We start from the raw sequence: 13,365 nt of genomic DNA, 5'->3' as shown, positions 1-13,365 counted from the left end.
AGTTTTTCCGTTCTGACGGTTTATCGGGTGTTGCGCAGATCTTCCCTCTGCCAACGGCGTTTGATAAACACGCGCCGACGCGTGCGGAAATAGGCGACATACAGGTAGAACGCCGCCCGGTTGCTGAACAGCGCCCCGCCAACCGCGCCCCCCAGCAGCAGGGCGCCGGTGGCGATGCCGGTCATGCCCGCCGCCCACGCCGCCGCGGCGCCGAGACAACACAGACTGAGCATGCCAAGGTAATATTGCAGCAATACCACCCCGCTGTTTTTACCCTGCACCAGTTGGAACAGGATCAGCGTCATCCACACCGCCACGATCGCGCCGCTGCCCATTAGAACGGCGGCAGAAGTCTTGCCGCTCCAGGCGGCCGCCACGTCCGTGGCCAGGCCCATCACGCCCGCCAGCCCCAGCGTCAGGCATACCATCAGCAACATGACATTGCCGACGCCCGGCGGTGACAACCGCTGGCCCGGCGTCAGGAAATGCTGCTCAAGCTGCGCATCCACGCCGGCAAAAAGCGCACGATCGCGCGCCGCGATTTGGCTTTCCATTTCCCGGCCCTGCACAATCAGGCGTTTAATCATCCAGTCCGCCATTACCTCACCATCTGCGGCAATTTCTGCATAATGCCCACAAAATACTGCCCGGTGGTTTTCACATTCACCGGTGCAGACAGGGTGCCGCTGATGCCGCTGCCCACGAACGTCAATGAGTTATTGAGCGCCGAATGCAATTGCTGACGCAGCCCGTTTTGGATCGCTTCCGTCGGATAGCGCTTCGGGTATAAACCGTTCTTCACCATCTCTTTCAAGACGTTATTGGAAATCCCCGGGTTTTCCGCCCGAATGATGTTTTCGGTCAGCCGCTTCCTTTCGCTGCGGGGCATGCTTTTCAGCCATTCCGTCGCCTTGCGCGCCGAAATGCGGCGCATGGCGCGGTAGGTCATCGTCGCTTCCTTCAGGGCGGCCCCCGCGCTGGCCAGCGAGATCACATCGAGCACGGTACTGGTGGCGATATACCACTGCTCTGAATCGAGCTGAGCCAATTCATCGCCTTTCCCGTCATAAAGCTTGTTGACGCGGTACAGCCCATTACCGCATTGCAACGCACTGGCGGCCATGCCGGCATAGCCCAGATAAGCCACCGCCGAGCTGGTGCCGCCGGTAAACGGCACGGCGACGCTGCCCGACGCCAGTAAAAAGACCGATACCAGCAGCGTTCCACACGACAGCGCGGCCGAGGCCAGCTCTTTGCTGACGCTGGGTTTGCTCAGCGCTTCCGACAGCGTATTGGTCGCGGCAACGCGCGAGGTATGAGCCACCGTTTTGCTGATGACCACGTGGGTGACCTGCGAAGCGTTCGAATAACCGGTGTGCTGCGTCGGGCGGACTAAAAATGAGTTTTGCCCGTCGGAAAAAATAATCCCCACGCCATGAAAGGCGAGGCTGCAGTCCAGCGAGTCCTGCAAGGCTTGCAGATTAATATCGCGATAGAACTCTTGTACCCCGGCATTGCCCAACAGGCGGGCAAATTCGGCGTTGGTCAAATCGTCTTCGGGAGAACCGAACGGCGTAGAAAAAGCAGTTTTCATTGTCGTGCATCCCTATACGTCAGAAGTCTTGGCAGTATAAAAATGCACGACAAAATCACAACCACGCAACCCATAAACTGACTAATGCGTCACGGTTACTTATCAATCCGGCTCACCCCTGCAAAAAGAAGCGGAACGCCGGGTTGTCGGTTTCGTCGTGGCAATCGTAGCCCAGCGCCTGCAGGTGCCGCTCGAATTCCGGCTCGCTTTGCGCCAGTTCAAAGGCCGCCAGCACCCGGCCGAAGTCGGTGCCGTGGCTGCGATAGTGGAACAACGAGATGTTCCAGTGCGTGCCCAGCGTTTGCAGGAACTTCAGCAGCGCGCCCGGCGACTCCGGAAACTCAAAGCTGTACAGCCGTTCGCGCAGCGGCTTCGACGGACGCCCGCCCACCATGTAGCGCACGTGCAGCTTGGCCATCTCATCGTCCGACAGATCCACCACCTGATAACCGCCGGCGTTGAGTTCGTCGATGATCTCCCGTCGTTCGGCGTGGCCGCGCGTCAGACGCACGCCGACGAAAATGCAGGCGTTGTCGGCATCGGCGTAGCGGTAGTTGAATTCGGTCACCGAGCGCCCGCCCAGCAGTTGGCAGAACTTGAGGAAGCTGCCCTGTTGTTCCGGAATGGTCACCGCCAGCAGCGCTTCGCGTTGTTCGCCCAGTTCGCAGCGCTCGGAAACGTAGCGCAGCCCGTGGAAGTTGAGGTTGGCGCCGGACAGCACGTGCGCCAGACGCTCGCCCTGAATGTTGTGCTGCTGGACGTACTTTTTCAGCCCCGCCAGCGCCAGCGCGCCGGAAGGTTCGGCGATGGCGCGCACGTCCTCGAACAGATCTTTGACCGCCGCGCAGATGGCGTCGCTGTCCACGGTGATCACGTCGTCCAGATACTCACGGCACAGGCGGAACGTTTCGTCGCCGATGCGTTTCACCGCCACGCCTTCGGCGAACAGCCCGACGCGCGCCAGATCCACCGGATGGCCGGCATCCAGCGCCGCGCGCAGGCAGGCGGAGTCTTCCGCTTCGACGCCGATCACTTTGATCTGCGGCATCAGCTGTTTGATCAGCACCGCCACCCCGGCGGCCAGGCCGCCGCCGCCGACCGGCACGAAGACCCGATCCAGATGCGCGTCTTGCTGCAGCAGCTCCATCGCCAGCGTGCCCTGCCCGGCGATCACCGTCGGGTGATCGAACGGCGGCACGAAGGTCATGCCCTGCTGTTGGGAAAGTTCAATCGCCTTTGCCTTGGCCTCGTCGAAATTGGCGCCGTGCAGCAACACTTCGCCGCCGAAGCCGCGCACCGCATCCACCTTGATGTCCGCGGTGGACACCGGCATCACGATCAGCGTTTTGATGCCCAGCCGTTTACCGGAGAAGGCGACGCCCTGCGCGTGGTTGCCGGCAGAAGCCGTCACGACGCCGCGCGCCTTCTGCTCTTCGTCCAGCCCGGCGATCATCGCATAGGCCCCGCGCAGCTTGAAGCTGTGCACCGGTTGGCGATCTTCGCGCTTCACCAAAATGGTGTTGCCGAGGCGCGAAGAGATTTTGCTCATGGCCTGCAACGGGGTGACCTGCGCCACCTCGTAGACCGGCGAGCGCAGTACCGCTCGCAGATATTCCGCGCCGCAGGGGGCGCTGGGTAGGGGTTGAGAGACCGCCATGCTGCTTATCCCCCCAGTTTGCTCTTGTCGCGCACCGCGCCTTTGTCGGCGCTGGTGGCCAACGAGGCGTAGGCGCGCAGCGCGAAGGACACCTGACGTTCACGGTTTTTCGGCGTCCAGGCCGCGTCGCCGCGCGCCAGTTCCGCCTCATGCCGCGCCGCCAGCTCCTGCTCGCTGACGTCCAGCTGGATGCCGCGATGAGGAATGTCGATGGCGATCATGTCACCGTCCTGCACCAGGGCGATCAGGCCGCCGCTGGCCGCTTCCGGCGAAGCGTGGCCGATGGACAACCCGGAGGTGCCGCCGGAGAAACGCCCGTCGGTGATCAGCGCGCACGCCTTGCCCAGCCCCATCGATTTCAGGTAAGTGGTTGGATAAAGCATTTCCTGCATGCCCGGGCCGCCTTTCGGCCCTTCGTAACGGATAACGACCACGTCTCCCGCCACCACTTTGCCGCCGAGGATGGCGTCTACCGCCTCATCCTGGCTTTCATAGACTTTGGCCGGGCCGCGGAAGGTGAGGATTTCTTTGTCCACGCCGGCGGTTTTGACGATGCAGCCGTTTTCCGCCAGGTTGCCGTACAGCACCGCCAATCCGCCGTCCTGACTGTAGGCGTGCTCACGGGTGCGGATGCAGCCTTCCTTGCGGTCGGTGTCCAGCGAATCCCAACGGCAGTCCTGAGAGAATGCCTGCGTGGTGCGGATACCGGCCGGCCCGGCGGAGTACATTTTCTTGACGCTTTCGTCGCGGGTCAGCATCACGTCGTAGGCTTCCAGCGTCTGCGGCAGGGTCAGCCCCAGCACGTTGTTCACCTCACGGTTCAGCAAGCCGGCGCGATCCAGCTCGCCGAGGATGCCGATCACGCCACCGGCGCGGTGCACGTCTTCCATGTGATATTTCTGCGTGCTCGGCGCCACCTTGCACAGGTGCGGCACTTTGCGCGACAGGCGATCGATGTCCTCCATGGTGAAGTCCACCTCGCCTTCCTGCGCCGAAGCCAGCAGGTGCAGCACGGTGTTGGTCGAGCCGCCCATGGCGATGTCCAGCGTCATGGCGTTTTCAAACGCCGCCTTGTTGGCGATATTGCGCGGCAGCGCGCTCTCGTCGTCCTGCTCGTAATAGCGTTTGGTCAGCTCGACGATGCGCTTGCCGGCGTTGAGGAACAGTTCCTTGCGATCGGCGTGGGTGGCCAGCAGCGAACCGTTGCCCGGCTGCGACAGGCCCAGCGCTTCGGTCAGGCAGTTCATTGAGTTGGCGGTGAACATGCCGGAGCAAGAGCCGCAGGTCGGGCAGGCGGAACGCTCGATCTGCTCGCTGTCGGCGTCGCTGACGTTCGGGTTCGCGCCCTGGATCATCGCGTCCACCAGATCCAGCTTGATGATCTGGTTGGAGAGTTTGGTCTTGCCGGCTTCCATCGGACCGCCGGAGACAAAGATCACCGGAATATTCAGGCGCAACGCCGCCATCAGCATGCCCGGGGTGATCTTGTCGCAGTTGGAGATGCACACCATCGCATCGGCGCAGTGGGCGTTCACCATGTATTCGACCGAGTCGGCGATCAGCTCGCGCGACGGCAGGGAATAGAGCATGCCGCCGTGGCCCATGGCGATGCCGTCATCCACCGCGATGGTGTTGAACTCTTTGGCCACGCCGCCGGAGGCTTCGATCTGTTCGGCGACCAGTTTGCCCAGATCGCGCAGATGCACATGGCCAGGCACGAACTGGGTAAAGGAGTTGACCACGGCGATGATTGGCTTGCCGAAATCGGCGTCGGTCATCCCGGTCGCGCGCCACAATGCGCGGGCACCCGCCATATTGCGGCCGTGGGTGGTGGTGGCGGAACGGTACTTAGGCATGCTCTTTTCACTCCAAATGTATTTATGACAGGCGGCGAACGAACCGCCTGGATATTCTTATCTTGTCTGTCTTGTCGTCCGCCACGCTGCGCGGCGAACCTTGTCGTTACGGATTGACCGGATCCAGCCAACCGTATTTGTCTTCGGTCTTGCCGCTGAACAGGCCGAAGAACGCCTGCTGGATCTGTTTGGTCACCGGGCCGCATTTGCCGATGCCGACCTGAATGCCGTCCACGCTGCGCACCGGCGTGATCTCCGCCGCGGTGCCGGACATGAACACTTCGTCGGCCAGGTACAGCGATTCGCGCGACAGCACCTGCTCGCGCACCTCGAAGCCCATGTCTTTCGCCAGCTTGATGATCGCGTCGCGGGTGATGCCCGGCAGCGCCGAAGAGGTGAACGGCGGGGTATAGAGCACGCCGTCTTTCACTTCAAACAGGTTTTCGCCCGCCCCTTCGGAAATGTAACCGTGCACGTCGAGCGCAATGCCTTCCTGATAGCCGTGGCGACGCGCTTCGCTGCCCACCAGCAGGGAGGAAAGATAATTGCCGCCGGCCTTGGCCGCAGTGGGGATCGTGTTTGGTGCGACGCGGTGCCAGGAGGAGACCATCGCATCGATGCCTTGATCCAGCGCTTCTTCACCCAGGTAAGCGCCCCAAGGAAACGCCGCGATAATCACGTCCGTTTTATAACCGGCCGGCGGGTTGACGCCCATGCCGACATCGCCGACGAACACCAGCGGGCGAATGTACGCGCTGACCAGATTGTTCTTGCGCAGCGTAGCGCGGCAGGCTTCCATCAGCTCGTCGACGCTTTGCGACACCGGCATGCGGTAGATTTTCGCCGAATCGTGCAGGCGCTGCATATGCTCGCGATGACGGAATACCACCGGCCCCAAGTGCGAGTCGTAGCAGCGCACCCCTTCAAATACCGACGTGCCGTAATGCAACGCGTGCGACATCACGTGCACTTTGGCCTCGGCCCAAGGAACCATCTCACCATTGAACCAAATGTAATCGGCTTTCTTTGTCATTGTTATTTATCCTTCTCGGCGCCTCAGGCGCGTATTTGTTGTGATGTTGGCTGCTGGATCTCGACGCAGGAGACGTCCATCAGTTTGCTTAATTGAGATGACAACAGGGCGACCGGGCGCGGGCTGGCAACGGTCAATTCGATATTGATGCTGTCGGCGTTGGCCGGGGAAACCATATTCATAGCACAAACCTGAAAGCCGCGATGACGCACGACCCGCAATACGCGCTCTAACATTTCGGGGCGAAAACGCGCCTGGATCGAGAGTTGATGCTGCATCATGATATTTCCTCCAACATGGTTTCGTTGCCGGCGCCCGGCGGCACCAGCGGCCAGACGTTTTCGAGTTCGTCGATAGAGACCTGCAGCAGATAAGGGCCTTCGGTGTTGAACAGCGCCTCGAGCGCGCCCTCCACCTGATCCTTGCGGCTGATGCGCTGGCCGGGAATGCCGAAGGCGGCGGCCAGCATCAGGAAGTCGGGGTTATCGGACAGGTTGGTTTCGCTGTAGCGGCCGTCGAAGAACAGCTGCTGCCATTGGCGCACCATCCCGAGACGCTGGTTGTCCAGCAGCACGATCTTCAGCGGCAGCTGTTTGCGCTTGATGGTGCCCAGTTCCTGCACGTTCATCATGAAGGAACCATCGCCCGAGACGCAGATCACCGTATCTTGCGGACGGGCAATTTGGGCCCCTACCGCCGCCGGCACGCCGAACCCCATGGTGCCGAGACCGCTGGAGGTGATGAAATTCTCCGGGCGCTCGAACGTCATGTGTTGCGCGCTCCACATCTGGTGCTGGCCGACGTCGGTGGTCACCACGCTGTTGGCCGGCTTGCGGGCGGACAGCTGGCGCAAGAACAGCGGCGCGTAGATCGGCTGGCCGGGGTGATCGTAGCGGCAGGCGTGCTCGGCTTTCAGCGCCGTCACCTGCTGCTGCCAGGCGGCGATATTCAGCGGGCGCTGCAACGCCGGCAGCAACGTTTTCAAATCGCCCTGCAGGGCCACATGCGCCTGGCGCAGCTTGCTCATTTCCGCCGGGTCGATATCCATGTGGATCACTTTGGCGTGCGGCGCGAAGGCGTTCAGTTTGCCGGTCACGCGGTCATCGAAACGCGCGCCGACGGCGATCAGCAAATCGCACTCCTGCACCGCCAGGTTGGCAGCCTTGGTGCCGTGCATGCCCAGCATGCCGAGGTACAACGGATCTTGCGCATCCGGCGCGCCCAGCCCCTTCAGGGTGGCGACGTTCGGCATGCGGGTCACCGCGATGAACTCGCGCAGCGCCGGCACCGCCTGCGCCATGCCCACGCCGCCGCCGACGTACAGCATCGGTTTGTGCGCCTGCGCCAGCAGCGCGGCCGCCTCGGCCAACGCCGCCGCCGGGAACGCCGGCGCTTCGTCGACCGGCATCAGATGCGGGTGCAAGTCGCCCTGCGCCAGCTGGATGTCTTTCGGGATATCGATCAGCACCGGACCGGGACGGCCGCCTGCGGCGATGGCGAACGCTTCCGCCATGATGCCCGGCAAGGCGTCCAGCGACTCCACCAGGAAGCTGTGCTTGGTGCAGGCCAGAGACAGGCCGAGAACATCGATCTCCTGAAAGGCATCGGTGCCGATCAGCGCGGAACCCACCTGACCGGTGATGGCGACAACGGGAACAGAATCGAGCAGCGCATCAGCCAGGCCGGTGATCAGGTTGGTGGCGCCGGGACCGGAAGTGGCGATGCAAACGCCGACTTTGCCGGTGGCGCGGGCGTAGCCGATGGCGGCCATGGCGGCGCCCTGTTCATGGCGGCACAGCAGGTGTTCCACGCCGCCGTCATACAACGCATCGTACACCGGCATGATTGCCCCGCCCGGATAGCCGAATACGGTATCCACCCCCTGCGCACGCAACGCTTGAACTACCCACTGAGCGCCATTCATGGTTATTTCCCCGCCTTACTTCGACAACTGCAGGATTTTGTTCTGTTTTTCATGTTCTGCCCCTTGCTCCACTTTTCTCTTGCCAATAAAAAACCCCCGGACCTGACGGTGCGGGGGTTCTCTTGCGATTCCGGCTTGTTTGCTAAGCCTTTCTTCGTCCAAGTGCAGCCCCGCACGGTGGGATAATAATCACCACCACGCTAATCACGACTAGGCTAATCACTTGGGCAAAGGCTTTCATAATGGGTTTGTTCACTGTGCTCATTCAGAACTAATGCTTACAGAGGTATCATAGTCGCGCGCGGCATGACAACACTTTTTTTGCGTTATTATTCGGCGCAATCTGGTCATACCTCACGCGAATCGCCCATCTTTCACACGTTGGCGCGCATACCCGGATTTTCTACCGCGTCGGTGATCGCCTTGCCGCGCGTATCCTTGCCGAAGAACACCAACAGGGCGATCGCTACCGCCACCGTACCAGCGACGATCGCCATCGCCAGGCCGTAATTATGCCCATGATGCTCGGCGATGGTGGCTTGCAGCGTGGCGTTGACCGAAGCGATCAGGTTACCCAGTTGGTACACAAACCCCGGCAGCACCGCGCGGGTGTTGGCCGGCACCAACTCGGTCAGGTAGGTCGGCACCACGCCCCAGGCGCCCTGCACCATGAACTGCATCAGGAAAGCGCCGATCCCCAACATCAGCGAACCGCTGGAAAACGCCCACAGCGGGATCACCGGCAGCGCCAGCAGCGCGGCAATGATGATCGCTTTTTTGCGGCCGATCTTTTCCGACAACGAACCGAAGAAAACACCGCCGATAATTGACGCGATATTGTAGCTAATGGCGATGATACTGACGGTTTTAGGGTCGAAACCGTGCTGAACTTTCAGAAACACCGGATACAGATCCTGCGTGCCGTGGGAGAAGAAATTGAACGCCGCCATCAGCAGCACCAGATAGCAGCATAGCTTCCAGTGGCTCTTCAACACCGGCAATAAAGCCGTGCTTTCTTTGCGCTCACGCGCCGCCAGCCACACCGGCGACTCCTGCACGCAATAATAAATAAACGGCAGCAGCAGGATCGGCGCCGCGCCGATGACGAACATGCCGCGCCAGCCGACCGTTTCGAACAGCAGGCCGTACACCACCGCCGCCAGCAGATAACCAAACGGATAGCCGGCCTGGAAAATACCCGACATCAGGCCGCGTGAGCGGTCCGGTATGGTTTCCATCGCCAACGACGACGCCACGCCCCAGATGCCGCCCATCGCGACACCGTACAACACCCGCAACAGCAAGAAGACCGTCAGCGAGGGCGCGGCGGCGGAGAGCAGCTCAAACACCGAGAAAAAGACGATATTCAACATCAGGATCGGTTTGCGGCCATACTTTTCCGCCGCACGCCCGAAGATCAGCGCGCCAATCGGGCGCACCGCCAGCGTGAGCAGAATCGCCAACGTGACCTGTTCCAGACCGACGTGAAAGGATTGCGCGATGTCGCTGAGTAAGAATACCAGCACGAAAAAATCGAAAGCGTCGAGCGTCCAGCTTGAAAAGCTGGCGATTGCCGCGTTGCGTTGCAGCGGGGTCCAACCAAACATAGTGTTATCCCTACCGTAGAGTACGAAGTCAGGAGGTTTAGCGGCTGCCGGGCAGAATGCGGCGGCGGTCGGAGCTTGTTAAAGAAGTGATTTTTCTTTTAATCAATTGTTAAATACACCCGTTAACCCTATGATTGCAATGCGTATGGGCCGCTAATGTGTTGCAGCCTTCAGCGAATTGTTAATGGGTATTGCCGCAGGTTGCGAGGCGGCTCGCACAATCTCATTTACTTCGATGAAAATAAGCAATTACGCTGCGAAACCCCTAGAAAAACCACCAATAACGCCGCGCAATGCCAGGATGAACCTCGCATCATGTCGTCCTCAGCAAGGAGAGCGATATGTCACTGGCGTTAATCTATAGCCGCGCCATCATCGGCGTTCAGGCCCCTTCCGTAACGGTGGAGGTGCATATCAGCAATGGCCTGCCCGGCCTGACGCTGGTCGGCCTGCCGGAAACCACGGTAAAAGAGGCGCGCGATCGGGTGCGAAGCGCCCTGATCAACAGCGGTTTCACCTTTCCCGCCCGGCGCATCACCGTCAATTTGGCGCCCGCCGATCTGCCGAAAGAAGGCGGGCGTTACGATCTGCCGATAGCGCTGGCGATCCTCGCCGCCTCCGAGCAATTGCCCCTCGCGCCGTTGGCGCGCTACGAGTTTCTTGGCGAGCTCGCGCTGTCTGGCTCACTGCGCGCGGTCAGGGGAGCGATCCCGGCGGCACTGGCGGCGGCTGATGCCGGGCGGCAACTGATCCTCTCGACGGACAACGCCGCCGAAGTCGGCCTGATCGCGCAGTCGCGCTCCCATACCGCCCAACACCTGCTGGAAGTCTGCGCTTTTTTGCTCGGCCAAGGCGAACTGCCGGTAGCGGCCACGCCCCCCGATGCGGACAACGCGTGCGAAAACGCCGACCTGCGCGACATCATCGGCCAGGAACAGGCCAAGCGGGCATTAGAGATCGCCGCCGCCGGCGGGCATAACCTGCTGTTGATTGGGCCACCGGGCACCGGTAAAACCATGCTGGCCAGCCGTCTCACGGGCTTGCTGCCGCCGCTGACGGAGGCTGAGGCGCTGGAAAGCCTGGCAATCGCCAGCTTGCAGCATCACATTCCCGCCGCGCTACCATGGCGCCAGAGGCCGTTTCGCGCGCCGCACCACAGCGCCTCGATGGCGGCATTGGTCGGCGGCGGCTCACTGCCGCGACCGGGCGAGATCTCGATGGCGCATAACGGCGTGCTGTTTCTGGATGAACTGCCGGAATTCGAGCGTAAGGTACTGGATGCGCTGCGTGAGCCGTTGGAATCCGGCGAGATCGTGATTTCACGCGCCAACGCCAAGGTCTGTTTCCCCGCCAGGGTGCAACTGATCGCGGCAATGAACCCCAGCCCGACAGGGCATTATCAGGGGTTGCACAATCGCGCCTCACCGCAGCAGGTGTTGCGCTATCTGGCCCGGCTGTCAGGGCCTTTTCTCGACCGTTTCGATCTGTCTATCGAAGTGCCGTTGTTGCCGCCGGGTACGCTCAGTCATCGGAAAGCTCATGGAGAAAGCAGCGAACAAGTACGGAAAAGGGTGCAGCAGGCACGCGCCCGGCAGCTCGAACGCGCCGGTAAAGTCAACGCGCTGTTGAGCAACCGTGAAGTGGAACGAGATTGCGTTTTGCAGGCGGCAGACGCCGAGTTTTTGGAAGCGACATTAAACACGCTGGGGTTATCGGTCCGCGCCTGGCAGCGCATCTTGAAAGTGGCGCGCACGCTGGCGGATTTGGCGGGAGATGCTGAGCTCGACAGGCGCCACCTCAGCGAAGCGCTGGGCTATCGCAGTATGGACCGTCTGCTGTTACAACTGCATCGCAGTCTGGAATGAAAATGGGGCCCGCAGGCCCCATCGTCTTTAGTCTTCGCTGTCGCTGTAATCTTCTACTGCGTCAGCCTGCGGTTTACCGCCGGACAGAGTATGGAATTTCTTCGGGCGACGTGTGCGCGCCAGATATTTAGCCCATACTTTTTCCTGCTCGGTAGCCGCTTCGCGCTCACCGCGGCACACTGCGACGAACAGCTGTTCTTCTTCAGTGGCCGGCTGGCGTTTACCCGAGTCCAACTCGTTAAACGCGTAGCCGAAGCGCTCTAGCAATTGCGCCTCTTTAATGGTGAAATCGCCGTGACGGGAGAACCCGCGAGGGTAATGTTTATTATCAAAAAAACGATTGGTCGTGGTGAAGCTATCCGCCATCTGACACGCTCCTAATTCTCTTATGGCCGTGCTGTTTATGGCGCGGAGTATTAGATAGGCTTGACAGCGTGTAAAACAAAACATTTAAATCTTAACGACAAATTTTTTTGGAGATAGGTGTGGATACCGAATTACTGAAAACCTTTTTGGAGGTCAGTAGAACGCGTCACTTTGGCAGAGCCGCAGAATCTTTGTACTTAACGCAGTCCGCGGTCAGTTTCCGCATCCGTCAGCTAGAAAACCAGTTGGGCGCAAATTTATTTACCCGTCATCGCAATAACATCCGCCTGACGCCTGCCGGCGAGCGGCTTCTGCCCTATGCCGAGAGCCTGATGAACACCTGGCAGTTGGCGAAGAAGGAAGTCGTGCGTTCGCTGCAACACACCGAGTTGTCGATCGGCGCTACCGCTTCGTTGTGGGAGGCCTATCTGACTCCCTGGTTGCAAGCACTCTATCAACAACGCGAGGCGCTGCAGCTAGAAGCCAGGGTGGCATTAAGGCACTCTTTGGTAAAACAACTGCATGAAAGGCAGCTCGATTTACTGATCACCACTGAACCGCCGAAGATGGATGAGTTGGCCAGCCAGCAACTGAGCAATTTCTCATTACGCCTGTTCTCATCCGCTTATCGTGACAAACAGGCCCCAATGCCCTACATCAAGCTGGAATGGGGAGCCGACTTCCACCAACAAGAAAACCGCATGTTGGAAGGTGATAACGTACCGGTGCTTACCACCACCTCCGCTCACCTGACGCGTCAGCTGTTAGAAACCACGGGCGGATGCGCTTTCCTGCCCAGCCATTGGGAAAAAGAGTACCCACAGCTGGTGGCCGCCACCGAGATCCCGCCGATTATCCGCCCACTGTATGCCGTCTGGTTGCAAAACAGCGATCAACAACCTTTGATTCGGCAATTACTTAAAATACCTTTAAATACCGCAGCCTAAAGCGCCATGGCGGCCTTAAAAGCCGCCACCGTGGTCTTGGCTGTCTATCATGCCAAAAGCCGCCCATCGCCTTCTGAGAGAAGAAAATGCAAAATGGTAGGAGAATCAGGAGGTCCGCGGGGGTAAAGATCGAAAGGCTATGGAGCAACTCGGATCAGATAAGCATCAGCATAGAGCAGCCGATGCGCTCTTTTCCAAAACGATAACGCTCTAAGGATCGGGATAATAGGCAAAAAAAACCCTTTGCTTTCGCAAAGGGTTCTTAATATGGCAGGGGCGGAGAGACTCGAACTCGCGACACCCGGTTTTGGAGACCGGTGCTCTACCAACTGAGCTACGCCCCTAAATCTCGCTTAACATTATGCCTGCTAATAAAGCAGGCATAATTAAATAAGTGGCGGAACGGACGGGGCTCGAACCCGCGACCCCCTGCGTGACAGGCAGGTATTCTAACCAACTGAACTACCGCTCCACCGATTCTTTTACGTTGCATCTTTCGATGCCGGCAACATCGCG

Annotated in this window: 12 protein-coding genes and 2 tRNA genes; 2 read left to right on the top strand and 12 right to left on the bottom strand. The window is 60.1% G+C overall.

Features of this window, described 5'->3' with window-relative positions; all coding sequences use genetic code 11:
- Nucleotides 1-20: 20 nt before the first annotated feature.
- The 9 genes from ssi4 to ACP39K_RS18165 all read right to left on the bottom strand — a co-directional run bounded on the left by ssi4 (nt 21) and on the right by ACP39K_RS18165 (nt 9,671).
- Entirely contained in the window at nt 21-599 is a 579-nt protein-coding gene (gene ssi4, locus ACP39K_RS18205) for an immunity protein Sip4 (protein ID WP_197818724.1), read from the bottom strand.
- Nucleotides 599-1,594, bottom strand: a complete 996-nt coding sequence (gene ssp4 / locus ACP39K_RS18200; RefSeq protein WP_016930472.1) for an Ssp4 family T6SS effector — start codon at nt 1,592-1,594, stop codon at nt 599-601. Before ssp4 ends, ssi4 begins: the two co-directional genes overlap by 1 nt.
- 112 nt (nt 1,595-1,706) lie before the next feature.
- Nucleotides 1,707-3,251 (bottom strand): threonine ammonia-lyase, biosynthetic, encoded by a 1,545-nt coding sequence (gene ilvA / locus ACP39K_RS18195; protein ID WP_016930473.1) that lies wholly within the window; start codon nt 3,249-3,251, stop codon nt 1,707-1,709.
- 5 nt (nt 3,252-3,256) lie between these two features.
- On the bottom strand, nt 3,257-5,107 hold the full coding sequence (gene ilvD, locus ACP39K_RS18190) for a dihydroxy-acid dehydratase (protein ID WP_033631836.1): 1,851 nt from the start codon (nt 5,105-5,107) through the stop codon (nt 3,257-3,259).
- A 106-nt stretch (nt 5,108-5,213) separates the two neighbouring features.
- A complete protein-coding gene (locus ACP39K_RS18185; protein ID WP_016930475.1) occupies nt 5,214-6,140 on the bottom strand; it encodes a branched-chain amino acid transaminase in 927 nt (308 codons plus the stop codon).
- Nucleotides 6,141-6,163: 23 nt separating this feature from the next.
- Entirely contained in the window at nt 6,164-6,421 is a 258-nt protein-coding gene (gene ilvM, locus ACP39K_RS18180; protein ID WP_004929955.1) for an acetolactate synthase 2 small subunit, read from the bottom strand.
- Nucleotides 6,418-8,064 (bottom strand): acetolactate synthase 2 catalytic subunit, encoded by a 1,647-nt coding sequence (gene ilvG, locus ACP39K_RS18175; protein ID WP_089185121.1) that lies wholly within the window; start codon nt 8,062-8,064, stop codon nt 6,418-6,420. The genes ilvM and ilvG overlap by 4 nt, the downstream gene beginning before the upstream one ends.
- A 142-nt stretch (nt 8,065-8,206) precedes the next feature.
- On the bottom strand, nt 8,207-8,305 hold the full coding sequence (gene ilvL / locus ACP39K_RS18170; RefSeq protein WP_013814970.1) for an ilv operon leader peptide: 99 nt from the start codon (nt 8,303-8,305) through the stop codon (nt 8,207-8,209).
- Between the two features lie 133 nt (nt 8,306-8,438).
- Nucleotides 8,439-9,671 carry an MFS transporter gene (locus ACP39K_RS18165; RefSeq protein ID WP_004929950.1) on the bottom strand — a complete coding sequence of 411 codons (1,233 nt, stop codon included), beginning with the start codon at nt 9,669-9,671 and terminating at the stop codon, nt 8,439-8,441.
- A gap of 341 nt (nt 9,672-10,012) precedes the next feature.
- Here ACP39K_RS18165 and ACP39K_RS18160 point away from each other — a divergent pair, with 341 nt between their 5' ends.
- Nucleotides 10,013-11,536, top strand: coding sequence for a YifB family Mg chelatase-like AAA ATPase (locus tag ACP39K_RS18160; protein ID WP_016930477.1), 1,524 nt, complete (start codon nt 10,013-10,015; stop codon nt 11,534-11,536).
- Nucleotides 11,537-11,563: 27 nt separating this feature from the next.
- Here ACP39K_RS18160 and ACP39K_RS18155 read toward each other — a convergent pair whose 3' ends face one another.
- Nucleotides 11,564-11,902, bottom strand: a complete 339-nt coding sequence (locus tag ACP39K_RS18155; RefSeq protein ID WP_004929946.1) for a MaoP family protein — start codon at nt 11,900-11,902, stop codon at nt 11,564-11,566.
- A 119-nt stretch (nt 11,903-12,021) separates the two neighbouring features.
- On the opposite strand from ACP39K_RS18155, the gene hdfR reads away from it, so the two are divergent.
- Nucleotides 12,022-12,849: an HTH-type transcriptional regulator HdfR gene (gene hdfR, locus ACP39K_RS18150; protein WP_028128092.1), complete on the top strand. Its 828-nt coding sequence runs from the start codon at nt 12,022-12,024 to the stop codon at nt 12,847-12,849.
- A 268-nt stretch (nt 12,850-13,117) separates the two neighbouring features.
- On the opposite strand, the gene ACP39K_RS18145 is transcribed toward hdfR, so the two are convergent.
- Together ACP39K_RS18145 and ACP39K_RS18140 are read right to left on the bottom strand one after the other, a co-directional pair.
- Nucleotides 13,118-13,193: transfer RNA gene (locus ACP39K_RS18145), tRNA-Trp, on the bottom strand.
- Between the two features lie 51 nt (nt 13,194-13,244).
- Nucleotides 13,245-13,321, bottom strand: a tRNA-Asp gene (locus ACP39K_RS18140).
- Nucleotides 13,322-13,365: the final 44 nt, after the last annotated feature.

It is taken from the genome of Serratia sp. EC4, assembly GCF_059652115.1.
Note: the sequence above shows the minus strand (reverse complement) of the source record. Positions and strands in the feature narration are given on the sequence as shown.